Source organism: Bacillus sp. JK62 (genome assembly GCF_053663455.1).
The window spans coordinates 69129-81835 of the sequence record NZ_JBSJQA010000004.1 but is presented as its reverse complement, the minus strand read 5'-3'; the positions used below and the strand labels follow the sequence as shown (position 1 = coordinate 81835).

At 46.3% G+C, this 12707-nt stretch carries 18 protein-coding genes; 6 read left to right on the top strand and 12 right to left on the bottom strand.

Going from position 1 to position 12707, the window contains the following annotated elements; all coding sequences use genetic code 11:
• Positions 1 to 20: 20 nt before the first annotated feature.
• Complete coding sequence (locus tag ACWJJ4_RS11605) at positions 21 to 971, bottom strand: ring-cleaving dioxygenase (protein WP_454021664.1); 951 nt, start codon at positions 969 to 971, stop codon at positions 21 to 23.
• A 322-nt stretch (positions 972 to 1293) separates the two neighbouring features.
• Between ACWJJ4_RS11605 and ACWJJ4_RS11600 the strand changes: the two genes are divergently transcribed.
• The 6 genes from ACWJJ4_RS11600 to ACWJJ4_RS11575 all read left to right on the top strand — a co-directional run bounded on the left by ACWJJ4_RS11600 (position 1294) and on the right by ACWJJ4_RS11575 (position 5768).
• The gene (locus ACWJJ4_RS11600) at positions 1294 to 2610 is read left to right on the top strand and encodes an APC family permease (protein ID WP_094247018.1); all 1317 of its coding nucleotides are present in this window, start codon (positions 1294 to 1296) and stop codon (positions 2608 to 2610) included.
• Between the two features lie 285 nt (positions 2611 to 2895).
• Entirely contained in the window at positions 2896 to 3513 is a 618-nt protein-coding gene (locus tag ACWJJ4_RS11595) for a DUF47 domain-containing protein (RefSeq protein ID WP_003154804.1), read from the top strand.
• Between the two features lie 12 nt (positions 3514 to 3525).
• Entirely contained in the window at positions 3526 to 4524 is a 999-nt protein-coding gene (locus ACWJJ4_RS11590; protein ID WP_003154805.1) for an inorganic phosphate transporter, read from the top strand.
• A 104-nt stretch (positions 4525 to 4628) separates the two neighbouring features.
• Positions 4629 to 5375 (top strand): type II toxin-antitoxin system SpoIISA family toxin, encoded by a 747-nt coding sequence (locus ACWJJ4_RS11585; RefSeq protein ID WP_057079950.1) that lies wholly within the window; start codon positions 4629 to 4631, stop codon positions 5373 to 5375.
• Positions 5376 to 5546, top strand: a complete 171-nt coding sequence (locus ACWJJ4_RS11580; RefSeq protein WP_003154807.1) for a type II toxin-antitoxin system SpoIISB family antitoxin — start codon at positions 5376 to 5378, stop codon at positions 5544 to 5546.
• A gap of 96 nt (positions 5547 to 5642) precedes the next feature.
• A complete protein-coding gene (locus ACWJJ4_RS11575; RefSeq protein WP_003154809.1) occupies positions 5643 to 5768 on the top strand; it encodes a hypothetical protein in 126 nt (41 codons plus the stop codon).
• Between the two features lie 34 nt (positions 5769 to 5802).
• Here the strand turns inward: ACWJJ4_RS11575 and ACWJJ4_RS11570 are convergent, their stop codons facing one another.
• Genes ACWJJ4_RS11570 through ACWJJ4_RS11520 form a run of 11 tightly spaced genes read right to left on the bottom strand, consistent with a single transcriptional unit; the run spans position 5803 to position 12611 of the window.
• Positions 5803 to 6681 (bottom strand): N-acetylmuramoyl-L-alanine amidase, encoded by an 879-nt coding sequence (locus ACWJJ4_RS11570; protein WP_024085195.1) that lies wholly within the window; start codon positions 6679 to 6681, stop codon positions 5803 to 5805.
• Positions 6682 to 6694: 13 nt separating this feature from the next.
• The gene (locus ACWJJ4_RS11565) at positions 6695 to 6958 is read right to left on the bottom strand and encodes a phage holin (protein WP_003154813.1); all 264 of its coding nucleotides are present in this window, start codon (positions 6956 to 6958) and stop codon (positions 6695 to 6697) included.
• 13 nt (positions 6959 to 6971) lie between these two features.
• Entirely contained in the window at positions 6972 to 7235 is a 264-nt protein-coding gene (locus ACWJJ4_RS11560; protein ID WP_003154815.1) for a hemolysin XhlA family protein, read from the bottom strand.
• A 51-nt stretch (positions 7236 to 7286) separates the two neighbouring features.
• Complete coding sequence (locus ACWJJ4_RS11555; RefSeq protein ID WP_094247020.1) at positions 7287 to 8048, bottom strand: phage portal protein; 762 nt, start codon at positions 8046 to 8048, stop codon at positions 7287 to 7289.
• Between the two features lie 56 nt (positions 8049 to 8104).
• The gene (locus ACWJJ4_RS11550; protein WP_071391956.1) at positions 8105 to 8302 is read right to left on the bottom strand and encodes an XkdX family protein; all 198 of its coding nucleotides are present in this window, start codon (positions 8300 to 8302) and stop codon (positions 8105 to 8107) included.
• A gap of 4 nt (positions 8303 to 8306) precedes the next feature.
• Positions 8307 to 8678, bottom strand: a complete 372-nt coding sequence (locus ACWJJ4_RS11545; RefSeq protein WP_070081681.1) for an XkdW family protein — start codon at positions 8676 to 8678, stop codon at positions 8307 to 8309.
• Positions 8679 to 8690: 12 nt separating this feature from the next.
• Positions 8691 to 10313, bottom strand: coding sequence for a pyocin knob domain-containing protein (locus ACWJJ4_RS11540; RefSeq protein ID WP_146276585.1), 1623 nt, complete (start codon positions 10311 to 10313; stop codon positions 8691 to 8693).
• A gap of 2 nt (positions 10314 to 10315) precedes the next feature.
• Entirely contained in the window at positions 10316 to 10588 is a 273-nt protein-coding gene (locus tag ACWJJ4_RS11535) for a hypothetical protein (RefSeq protein ID WP_003154822.1), read from the bottom strand.
• The gene (locus ACWJJ4_RS11530) at positions 10585 to 11163 is read right to left on the bottom strand and encodes a YmfQ family protein (RefSeq protein ID WP_007407262.1); all 579 of its coding nucleotides are present in this window, start codon (positions 11161 to 11163) and stop codon (positions 10585 to 10587) included. The genes ACWJJ4_RS11535 and ACWJJ4_RS11530 overlap by 4 nt, the downstream gene beginning before the upstream one ends.
• Positions 11147 to 12193: a baseplate J/gp47 family protein gene (locus ACWJJ4_RS11525; protein ID WP_070081679.1), complete on the bottom strand. Its 1047-nt coding sequence runs from the start codon at positions 12191 to 12193 to the stop codon at positions 11147 to 11149. The genes ACWJJ4_RS11530 and ACWJJ4_RS11525 overlap by 17 nt, the downstream gene beginning before the upstream one ends.
• Positions 12186 to 12611 (bottom strand): DUF2634 domain-containing protein, encoded by a 426-nt coding sequence (locus ACWJJ4_RS11520; RefSeq protein ID WP_454021663.1) that lies wholly within the window; start codon positions 12609 to 12611, stop codon positions 12186 to 12188. The genes ACWJJ4_RS11525 and ACWJJ4_RS11520 overlap by 8 nt, the downstream gene beginning before the upstream one ends.
• Positions 12612 to 12707: the final 96 nt, after the last annotated feature.

Below are 12707 nucleotides of genomic sequence, written 5' to 3'. Positions count from 1 at the left end.
CATCTTTCATTATTTCTGATTTACTGAATCGGTTTCAGCCGCGCTTCTATTTCAGAACGGCGGTGTTCGAGATAAGGCGGGAGCGCAACCGTTTTGCCTAGCTCTTCAGGTTTTTCATCAACCATAAATCCCGGACCGTCCGTTGACAATTCAAACAGAATTCCATTCGGTTCCCGGAAGTACAGCGCTTTGAAATAATAACGCTCTACAATGCCTGAGTTGCTGAAACCTTCTTTCGTAATGATGCGGTGCCATAAAGCAAGCTCCTCCTCATTCTGAACACGGAAGGCCACATGGTGCACGCTGCCTTTTCCAGGACGCTCGCGCAGAAGATCGTTTCTTTCAATGAGATGGACTTCTGTACGCGCGCCACCGTTTCCGGATTCGAGCACCGTAACCGTGCCCCGGTCTTCATGTGTTTCTTTCCCGATTTCAGTGAAGCCCAGCACATCGGTTAACACACGCAGCGTCGGTTCTGCGTACGGGACGGTTAATTCAACGGGACCAAGACCGCGGAAAGAATATTCTTCCGGTATGCCGCTTTGCTTCACCGCTTCACCGATGTCTTTTCCTTTTTCGTCAGCTGTCAGCACAAGCCGCTGTCCTTCATGATCCTGAAAAGCGAGTGTGTCCCTGCCCGCTATTTTCACGATCTCACTGTGAGAGACCTGATGCTCTTCAAATCGTTTTTTCCAATATTGAAGCGCTTGTGCATCCGGAACACGCAGGCCGATTGAAGAAATACTGTTTGTCCCCGCATGGAACGGCGCGATCCGCGGAATCTCGAAAAACGTCAATTCCGATCCCGGATTGGCTGATTCATCACCGTAAAATAAGTGATACATCGTCGGTTCATCCTGGTTTACCGATTTTTTCACAAGCTTCAGCCCCAGGATATTTCGATAAAAATCTAAATTTTTCTGCGCATCAGCCGTCAATGCTGATACATGGTGTATTCCATTAACTTTCATTATATTATCCTCCAGTCAATTATCTCGATTTCGAGATATTTTATATATACAATTTATGTTATCCGGATCGTAAAGTCAACCCATCTGCTTCACAGACGGTCTGCAGACTGCCGCTCTCAAAATAACGAACTTTTGAAATTAAAAAACCATTAATGTTCGCTTTTAAAACCGAATTTTTTCCTTCTCAAAAGCAGAAACCTCTCTCTTTTAGGCAAAACACCAAAATCAGAAAATTTATTTTATTCGTGTTTCAGCAATTAGGGTTTACAATATGGAAAATAGTTTTTTCAGCATGACGATTTTACATCTGGAGGGAAAGGATATGCAGATTGAAGAGAACGGACTTAAAAAAGAGATCGGCCTTACCATCGCCCTCTCACTTGTTATCGGCACCATCATCGGTTCCGGCGTATTTATGAAACCAGGCGCCGTGCTTGCCTACTCCGGTGATGCGAAAACCGCGCTTATCGCGTGGCTGTTAGGAGGCATTTTGACGCTTGCCGGCGGCTTGACCGTTGCGGAAATCGGCACTCAGATTCCGAAAACGGGCGGACTTTATACATATCTCGAAGAAGTGTACGGCGAATTTTGGGGCTTTTTGTGCGGATGGGTTCAAATTATCATTTACGGCCCCGCCATTATCGGAGCAATCGGCTTGTATTTCGGCTCCTTGATGGCCCATCTGTTCAGCTGGGATTCCGGCTGGTCTAAATTGATCGGGATTTCAGCCGTTTTGTTTTTAAGCATCATTAACATTATCGGAACGAAATATGGCGGCATCGTACAGGGAATTACGACTGTCGGCAAATTGATTCCGATTATCTGCATGATCGTGTTCGGCCTTTGGAAAGGCGATCAGCATATTTTCACAGCCGTCACAAGCAGCATGTCGGAAATGAATTTCGGCGCTGCCATACTGGCCACCTTGTTTGCTTATGACGGATGGATTCTGCTTGCGGCACTCGGCGGCGAAATGAAAAATCCGGAAAAGCTGCTCCCGAGAGCGATGACGGGCGGACTTTTGGTCGTCACCGCCATTTATCTTTTCATTAACCTTGCGCTGCTGCACATTCTTCCTGCGACCGACATCGTCAAACTCGGTGAAAATGCGACCGGCACAGCTGCCGGAATGCTGTTTGGCGACATCGGGGGAAAATTGATCAGCGTCGGAATCATCGTCAGCATCTTCGGCTGTTTAAACGGAAAGATTCTCGCTTTTCCGCGTGTCTCGTTTGCGATGGCGGAACGGAAACAGCTGCCGTTTGCCGGACAGATTTCGCGGGTGCATCCGACATTCCGCACCCCGTGGATTGCCGTGTCATTTCAGATCGCGCTGGCCATTATTTTCATGATCGCCAGCAATCCCGATAAGCTGTCTGAAATCTCTATTTTCATGATTTATATTTTTTACGTCATGGCTTTTTTCGCCGTGTTTATCCTCAGAAAAAAAAGCGGAGGAAAACCGCGCGCCTACAGCGTGCCTTTGTATCCGATCATTCCTGTTTTGGCCATCGCGGGTTCACTGTTTGTGCTGATCAGCACGATCATTACAGATACACTGAGCTGCGCGCTGTCCCTCTTGATCGGCCTCGCCGGGCTGCCGCTTTATTTTTGGCTGAAAAACGGCAGAAAAAACTGACAAAAACGGTTCCTTTTACGGGAGCCGTTTTTTTTCTGGCAAAATCACGTGCAAAAGTTGACAGCAAATTCACATCTTTTGTTATACTTTTTAAGCAAGATGTCTGAATTCGAAGTATGTTACGTTTTTTTGGCGAAGTGGGTAACATAAGAAAAACAGGATGAGACACGTTTTTACGAAAAAATCAAGAGGCGTTTTTTTCGACTTTATCTGTTTTTTTTCGACAAAAGGCTATATAATAATTTGATGTGTGCATTGTCTCATTCAAACAATGGAGGGTTTTTAATGATAAAAAGAAAAAAAGATAAGTTCTCACTCCTTTTAACAGAAATCGCAAAAAACATAGACGAAACCGCAGAATACTTTGTCAACTTTAAAGTGACGAACCAGACGACTTTAAAGGAATTTGCCGATACGTTAAAAGAGTTTGAAACAAAAGGAGATAATCATGTTCATGTCATGATTAAAGAGCTGAACAAAGCTTTTATCACTCCCATTGAACGTGAAGACATCCTTGAGCTGACAAACAGCCTCGATGACGTGCTTGACGGAATCGAACATTTTTCTGCAATGATGGAGATTTTCTCGATCACTTCTTCAGATGAGCATATCGATAAGTTCAGCGGATACATCAGAGAGTGCGCGAAGGAAATTTTAATCACGATTGAGCTGCTTGCAGAAAACCGATTGAAGGACATTCACCCTCACGCCATTAAAATTAAGGAATACGAGCACAGCTGTGATAACCTGCACCGTAAATCATTAAAAAATCTGTTCGGCACAGAAACCGATCCGATTAAAGTGATTCAGTACCGCGAGATTTACGAAACGCTTGAGGAAATTGCCGACTCTTGCCAAAGCGTTGCCAATAACCTTGAAACCATTATTATGAAAAACGCGTAACGAGGGGTTATAATGGATACTCTATTACTTTTAACGATATTAATTGTCATATGCGCTTTGGTATTTGACTTCATTAACGGATTTCACGATACCGCAAACGCAATCGCCACCTCAGTTTCGACAAAAGCGCTGAAGCCGCGGCACGCAATCGTCATGGCCGCCATCATGAACTTTCTCGGAGCGATGACATTTACCGGTGTGGCGAAAACCATTACGAAGGACATTGTGAATCCTTATACATTAGACAACGGGTCAGTTGTCATTCTGGCGGCTCTACTCGCCGCAATCGCCTGGAACTTGATCACATGGTATTTCGGCATTCCGAGCAGCTCTTCACATGCGATTATCGGAGCGATCGCCGGAGCGGCCATTGCAGCGTCAGGTTTTGCGACGCTTAATTATAAAGGGTTCATTAAGATTATCGAAGCACTTATTTTATCGCCGATTATCGCCTTTGTTCTCGGCTTTATCGTATATTCGATCGTGAAGCTGATTTTTAAAGACAGCAATCTGGCGAAAACAAATAAACGCTTCCGCAGAGTGCAGATTTTGACGGCTGCCATTCAGTCCTATACACACGGAACGAACGACGCGCAAAAAGCGATGGGTATCATTACGATGGCGCTTATGACGGCCAATTTACATAAAAGTGATGCCATTCCTTTTTGGGTGCAGCTCTCTTGTGCCCTGGCAATGGGTCTCGGCACATCCATCGGCGGCTGGAAAATCATTAAAACCGTCGGCGGAAAAATTATGAAAATCCGTCCGGTAAACGGCGTATCTGCCGACTTAACCGGCGCAGCCATTATTTTCGGGGCCACGTTTATTCATCTCCCTGTCAGCACGACGCACGTCATTTCGTCTTCCATTCTCGGTGTGGGCGCTTCCCACCGCGTAAAAGGCGTAAACTGGGGAACGGCTAAACGGATGCTCATTACATGGGTCATCACCCTGCCGATTGCAGGTACACTCGGCGCCATCGCCTTTTTCATCTTAGATCTCTTTTTCTGATGACATCCGCTTCTTTACAGAAGCGGTTTTTTTTGTGACAGGAAAATGATGTCATGACATAGAATGAACATAGCAGACCATTTTTCGAATTGTGAGGGATGCTCATGCTTTTGTTTTTTCAGATCATGGTGTGGACGATGGCGGCAGCACTCATTTTATATGTGTACGCATCCTGGCGGTATGAGGCAAAGGTAAAAGAAAAAATGTTTGCCATCCGTAAAACGTGGTATTTACTATTTGTAGTAGGCGCCATGGTCTATTGGACATATGATCCCGAATCGCTCTTTGCCGCATGGAGACAATATTTGATTGTTGCCGTCTGCTTTGCCCTTATTGATGCGTTTATCTTTTTGAGCGCGTATATCAAAAAGCTCGCCGGCAATGAATTAGAGACGGATACGCGGGAAATTTTAGAAGAAAATAACGAAATGCTTCACTCCTATCTTGAAAAACTGAAAACCTATCAATATCTGTTGAAAAATGAACCGATCCATGTATATTATGGAAGTACAGAAGCTTATGCGGAAGGCATCAGCAGACTGCTGGCAGCTTATGGAGAAAAAATGAATGTCACGGCTTCCTTGTGCGACTATTCCGCACAATCGGATAAGGACCGCTTGACGGAGCATATGCCTGATGCGGCGGACGTTCAGTCCCGTCTTAACCGTAAAGACGTCTACTATGATCAAAAAGGCAGGCTTGTGCTTATTCCGTTTACAGTCCAGAACCGCCATTACGTGATCAAACTCACGTCGGAAAACCTGTTGACGGAATTCGATTATTTGCTTTTCACATCGCTAACGAGCATTTATGATTTAATGCTGCCAATAGAAGAGGAAGGTGACGGTTAAATGGAGCAGGCATTTCAAAACGGGCAGCCGGAACAAAGAGCGAAACCGTTCAAAATGTTTAAAAAACGTTCAATGACAAGTATCGCAAGTTACCAGGTCAGCCCTCATACCGCCAGAATTTTCAAAGAAAACGAGCGGCTGATTGACAAGTATAAACAAAAAAAAGCTTGATTACACTAAGGACAGGAGACACGGCTCTTGTCCTTATTCCTTTTTTCCTTATCTTTCATATAATAAAACCAACAAAGAGATGCGACAGGTGATGATGTGAAGAAAATTGTCAGGCGTGTAAAGTTTGTGGATTACGGACGCTTCGGGCTTTCCGCTTATTCGCTGAGGATGCGGGCGAGGAATCTCGGGCTATTGAACCGGTTGAAAAAGAAAAAAGGCTGAATCCCGCAATGTGAACGGGACTCAGCCTTTTTTGTTAAAGCTGCATCAGAATTTTCGCTTTTACAGCGGGACCGTAGACGCCGTCAGACGTCAGTCCGTTTACAGATTGGAAGCGGGCCACGGCATCTGCCGTTTTCGGACCGTAGATACCGTCAATGCCGTTATTGACAGCTCCTTTTTCAGGATAGAAATAAAGCGCTGCGAGCGCGTTTTGCACCTGGTATACCTTTTCACCGGACGTGTACGGCTCTGTCAGCTTGATCACCTCGTCCGGAAGAGAATACAGTGCTTCAACCGGCGGGCTGACGATCAGCACTTGTCCGACTTTAATCAGGTTCGGGTCAGCGATGTTATTCCATTTCTGCAGATCGGCCACGCTGACGCCGAATTTCCGCGCGATCGCCGACAGCGTATCTCCTTTTTGGACGGTATACGTCTGTCTTTCCTCAGAACCGATTCCCGCTTTAAACTCATCCCATGTATCCAGCAGTCTTCTCGGACAAAGCTTTCCTGACCAATGCTTGTGCGCAACGACATTCGCAAGCGGGATGCCGTGCGACGTCATTAATGTGCGGATGAGCCATTGGGCGTTTGCCACGGCCTGTGAAAAGTTGCCGTCTGCGTTTTCACAAATTTCAATACCGATGGATTTACGGTTGCCGTCCCCGTTTCCGTCACCGGCATGCCAGCCGTTTTCGTTCAGCGGAAGATGCTGATAAATTTCCGTATCATCGACTGTGAAATGCCAGCTTGTCGGTGTATCGGGATTTTTCACATAGCTTGCGTGACTTTTGGCGTTAGCTCCGACTGCGGTATTGGCTGTATTGTGCACCGTAATGTAAATCGGTGTCATTGCATAGCCTGGGCGGTTATTGTTTCCTGCCGGGATAAAATCCTGTGTGATTTTTACCATATTCTCATCTCTCCTATTTCGATAAATTGTTTATTTTTAATAAAGCCTGCTGTTTTTTCCCTTTTGCTGTAACATAATTGTTTTTAAACCAGGCGGCGGCAGTCGTTATGATTGTAAAAACGGCCGACCCGGCGGCATACAGCGTATCTGCAAGCTGGCTGACCTGGTCCTCCTGAATATTCAGCGGCGATTTGCCGAACATCAGCAAAGTTTGATTCAATAAAGCAAGCAAAAGAAGCACCGTCCTGACGACCGTGCCTTTGTCCGCGAATTTCATATCGGTTTCCCCCTTACTTTTGCAGCAGATTGTACATGATGGCGATGGCTCCGCCAATGACGCCCGTGCAGATTGCTGTCACGATCGCTCCTGTAATGGTCCGCTTAATCCATGTTGTGTTTTCGTCAATTTTGTTCAGTTTTTCATTCAGCGTCATGATTTGCTGATCCTGCCGGTCTGATACCCGCTCTAATGCGGCTACCCGCTGTTCAAGCACCTTTTGTTCACCTTTGATGCCTGCGAATTCTTTTTGCACCGCTTGTTCATCCAGAAGCACTTCCGCTCCCCCCTCTTACATTGTTCTCACCTCCCTTCGGAAGCTTCATTCTTAAGAAAATGCCGTGCCTTTGACAGAAAGGCTCCCGCCGGAAATGCTCTTGATTTCCATGACGATTTCCTTAAAGCCGGCAATATCAAACGACCACACTTCTTCTGTGCCTGACGTACCGGCGGCTGATGTCCCGTCATCAGACCTGATTCCTCTGATCGGCACATTTTTTCCCGAGATGGATCTCCCCCAAAACGCGACATGGCCCGACTCAGCCGTGCCGGTGATTTCGACGAGAAGTTTTTTCCAAGCGCCCGCTGAGAAGATGCTTCCCACGCCCGCCTCTGCTGCATTTTCATGAAAAATCACGTCAGTATATGAAAACGCCATATCACCGCCCGAACCGACAGATTGGTATAAAACAAATTCGGACTGTTTTTGATTTCCATTTTCAAAACGGAACCGGTAATATCTTTTTGTCAGGCAGACCCACCCCGAAGCGGTCAGCACTCCGCCTTTTACTGCGACAGAATGTGAAGCTGTCCACGAATTGTTATCCTCGCTCTCTTCGATAAAAAGAGTTCCGCTGCGGTCCGAATAAGCCCACCCCTGTGCTCTGTTTATTAAGACGGCTCCTAAACGGTCTTGTCCGAATTGACTGTAAACTTCAATCGCTTCTAGCGGCGTATTGGTAAGAAGCTCTGCCATTCCGGACAAATCAGCAACCGGTGTGACATAATCGTTTTTGTTACCGCGATAAGCTTTTACAGCGCCGGGCCTGCCAAGTTGATCGGCGGGAAATTCAAATGGATGCTTTTTCATCGGCCGTCCTCCTTTTCTCATTTATTAAAAATGACAAATAAAAAAAGCCGTCTGGCTTATGACACAGCATTTTTATAGTCTTCGTATGTTTCACCCGTTATTTCTTGAAATTCCTCAGGTGTGACATACTTCGCGGCCACACCTTCAGCCAGATCTTCGGCAGAGCAGTCATCATAGCCCATAGCCTGTTTTACCATTTCTGTTGAGGCCCACTCATAAAACAAGGCGTAAACCCAAAAGTTAAGCTTTTTCATTTTTTCATTCTCCTTTTACGTGTAAGAGTTCCAGTTTTAAAGACGCTAATTGCCTGCCGAGTGACTGCTGCGCTTGTTCGGCTGCTTTTCTGGCCAATTTCTCATTCGCCAGCTGTCCGCCGAGGCCCGCAAGCTGGTTTGAATCGGGAGCCGTATCTTTTTTTAAGCTCTCTTTATATGCTTCGTCAGCGGTTTCCACCCATTCATGTTTCTCTTCATCAAAAAATGGGCGCCACATGCCTTCGCCGTTTATTTCCGGCGGAAAGTCCGCAGCGTTAGGCGGCATCATATAATCTCCTGTCTCAGAATCCGGATAAAGCTCAACCGGAGTGCCTGTATAAATGTTGTCATTGTCATACGGAAATATTAATTTCATATTCTCGCTCCTTTACGTGAGTGCCAAAACAAGGTCAATATAATAGCCGTTCACGTTATTTTCTATATTGGCCATAATTCCCGTCAGCTTCATATCTCCATTAGAATAGATAATAAATTTGCTGTAACCGGTGGTGCCGCTGGCTGCAACCATAGTCACAACGCCTTTGGCCGGCGCACAAGAGGACGGCACACTCCCGAACACCACTTCTCTGTCCGTAAGAACGTGTCCGTTCAGGTGAAGGGTGTTTCCCACTTTGCGGTATTGAAGCGGCCTGTCTCCTGATTTAGCCCCATTTTTATAAGGAACATTTATCCAAGGTACATTCTCAGTATCAAGTTCGGTAACGAGGCGACGCCAGCCCTGCCAGCCCAAGTTCAAATCCAAATAGTTCGTGAACATATTATTTTTATAATCGACGGCAAGGACATACCCAAACGTTCCTTTCCCCTCACTGTCAAGAGAGGTAAAATGAAACATGCCGCGGGTTGAAGCGTTGCTCGGACTGTTTGCCGCTTTGCCGGTTGAATAAAAGGTGCCGAACGCCCTGCCGTTTTTAACGATTTTTTCAAGAAAGTTATCATCATCACCAATTGTCAGAAGATAGCCGCCGTTATCGTTTGTTATTTTCGAAAGCTGTGCGCCGTTCCACATATCTTTATCCGCCTGTGTGACATGAATATCTTTTTTATTGGCGTGAGCGTCTACTTTTGCTTGAGAGCCTGAATCTGTTTCTTGTTGGCTCCATTCCGACCATACGCCTTTAGTGCTGAAACTTCGGACGTATATGGGATTTCCGGCGGCCACTGTGTCTATAAACATTTGGACAAAAGTCGGTGATGCTCCGCGGGTTCTTTGCATGACAATTAATTGTCCGTATTCCGCAGGCTTATTTTCCGTATGCTGAACTGATATATAGTAGATGCCGGACGTTTTTATATTGTCTAAGTTTGTTTCCGTTACCGTTTTAGCATTCCCGTCATTGTCAGTCAGATTGAATAACTGCCCTGCATTCCATTTGTCTTTGTCAGATTTGGTTACATGAAGATCTGTTTTGTCGGCATGCTCATTTACTTTTGCTTGTGCTCCGGCAGCTGTTTCAAATGGCATCCATTCCGTCCAGATGCCGTTTTTCAGTGTTTTTCTCCAAAATCCCCCGTCATCTGAGAAAGCGACCGCCTCTCCGTTATTCTTTGAAGAATAAAGGTATATACCCTCTGACGGTTTAGGCGGGGTATTTATTCCAGTTGCAGCTGCTGAGAAAGTAAAGGTCTTATTCTGGCTGGCAGCGGTCTGATGAAAATCCTGTCCGTCAGAGATATTAATAAAAGCGGAGCCATTATCTTTTGTGATTTTAGAAAGCTGAGCACCGTTCCAAACAGCCCGCTCTTCTTTCGTCACATGCCGGTCCAGATCTTGATTGTGCTGGTCGAAATCTTTTTTTGCTGCCTGCTGGACGTTGTCCACGTTTCCGAGGCCGATTTGCGCCTTTGTCGTTTTGTGCGGGTTGTTCATGTCGTTTTTATGGGCCGCCAGATCCGTGTGGGCGTCTTTTATGCCTTTTTCCCAGCGGTTGACATCATCTTCATTAATCGGATCGTCCGGAAGCCAGTCTGTTTTTTCTTCGTAAGCCATCGTTACACCACCTCAAAGGTAAATCTTAAATCAAGCGTTCTGTTATTGCTGAGATCTAAATTTGTTTTTCGTTCTGTAATGACGCTTCCTGTTTCGTCAAGCATCTGCACGGTTTCAATGTGTTTGACGTCTTCTTCCCTGCGTGTGAGAACGGTGACTGCGGCATCTTTTACGGAAATGTCCGCAATCGGAGTTTCTTTGCCGTTTAACAGCACTTTTGTGATCCTGTTTTTCAGATCGGCTGCGGCACGCTGTCTGTAAGCAGCTGATATCATGGTAAGACCACCTCGTTATTGTTGAGTGTGACGGAATAACCGACCTTCAGTTCACTGACTTTTCGGTATCTCCGATTGTTGAGAATGACCCGGTCTTTGATTTCCAGTGTTTCGTTTAATGCGGCTCTCAGTGTATACGCCAAATGAGCGGGTTTGATTTTTTCAAGCGTTTCAATCAGCTCGTTCATGTGCTGCAGGTCATCAAGCCCGATATCGGCATAAAAACGATACTGCCCCGGGAACATCCGAACATAAGCTGACGGATGTTTTAAAAAACGGTTTAGCGCCTGCTCGATCGCTTGATGGGTGATGGGCGGAATATTCGACATCTTCGAAATCAGCCTGAGCCGTCTCATATCCTCCGTGTCACCTGATTCCCGCGGTATTTTTAATATTTTTTCCCAGCGGTCAAGCCCCCATGTCGCCGTCGTGATAAAGAGCTGATCGGTCAAATCGAAAATATCGTTATTCTGCCGCTCAAACTCAGGAGCTTCCGCCTCAAGCAGTTGTGCCATCTCTTTTAATCGGGTTAAAAACGGCGGGAGGTACGCCGTCATCTCATCGAGTCTGCTCAAGGATTCTCACCTCTTTGAGTTTAGGAATTTCCACGTCACTGAGCACGAGGTTTTCCGCCGCACCGTTCATTTTGATATCGGCGTAGTCACTGACGGATGCCGAGTTATAAACGATGTTGTTAATTTGTGATAAACGGACGGTGTTTTCTTCGAAGGCCATTTTCTTAAATAAATTCAGGACGCCTTTTTCAATCTCCGCTTTTACGTCATCGATCGAGCTGTTCAGCTCAGGCAGCACGGAAGCGGAGATTTCGATTTCTTTCCATACGGCGCTTTCCACCGTTACTGCCGCTCCGATCGGCGCCTGTCCTTCTCCCTGCCCTTCGTCCGGATCAATATAATCCTTTACTTTTTTGATCAGAATATCTGATGCCGGTTCCAAATTCGCATTTGTGATGACAACTTTCACCGTTCCGTCTCCGTTCCAAAGCGGGAAGATTTTCGCCCTGCCGACGCCGTCAACCTCTTCGGCCCATTGTTTATAATGCTGTTTATTTGCGCTGACTGCTTCCCGGCGGACACGGGTAAAATAGCGCGCCCTTAAGCTGTTGTCGTCTTCTTCCTCACGGCCGGGAATCAATATATCGCGCACGACTGCTTTCTCAAGCCCGGGTATCGTATCAAGCGGCAGCAGGTTTTGCCCTGAAATGCCGGCATTGCCCGCTTCACCGGCTGTTTCACATTCAAGCGTTCCATCCCCCGTATATTGAAAATACAGGTTATCAACGAAGAAACGGGAGCCTGGCGGAATGGTGATGCCCGCTGTGAATTCTCCGGCTCTGACAGCTTTTGTGGCAGGTGTTCGTTCAATTCCCGCTTCAGCAGCACGCCTGTCCAGAAATTCTCCCTGAGCCGTATCGGAAAACACGAGCTCCAGCACGGTATCCAGCCAAATATAAGACTTTGCGAGCTCAGCGGCCGCAGGCGCGAGCGCATTGTAAATGACGCTGCCTTCTCTCGTATCAATGTCCGCCGTAACGCGCGCCAGCATTCTGTCCATAATGTCGTCAAACGTCTGAGCTTCAAACATCCTCACCCAGCACCTCCTCTATCTCAAGCATGCCCTCATCAGTTTCAACGGTAAAAGAGACGATGAAGGCATCATCTTTTTTCTCAATCTCAAAATTGGTAACGGCCAAAATCCGGTCATCATACAGCAAGGCTTCTTCTATCAGTCTTGGAATCTCCATTTTTTTATAAGCATCCGTCGTGTTCTGATCTGAAAGCACTTCCTGAAGTTCGTTTCCGATATCATGGCTGAAAACCGAATATGAATACCGTTCTGTGTGAAGAGCGATATAGACGAATTGTCTGATTGCGTCCAGTCCGTTTATCAGTTCATTGGTAATTTGGTTGTTTTCAAAATCAATTCGGTAGGTTTGTGAAGTCTCAACGGCCTCACTCGCATCCTCCAAATCTTCAAATTCGATTTCCGGTGTCAGGGCCATTGCACCCGCTCCTTTTAGATTTGTTCATGTAAAAAAGCCCTCTTCGGCAGATGAAGCGGCTTTAATAGGCTGATATTCTCGTATATCTCCGTCCGG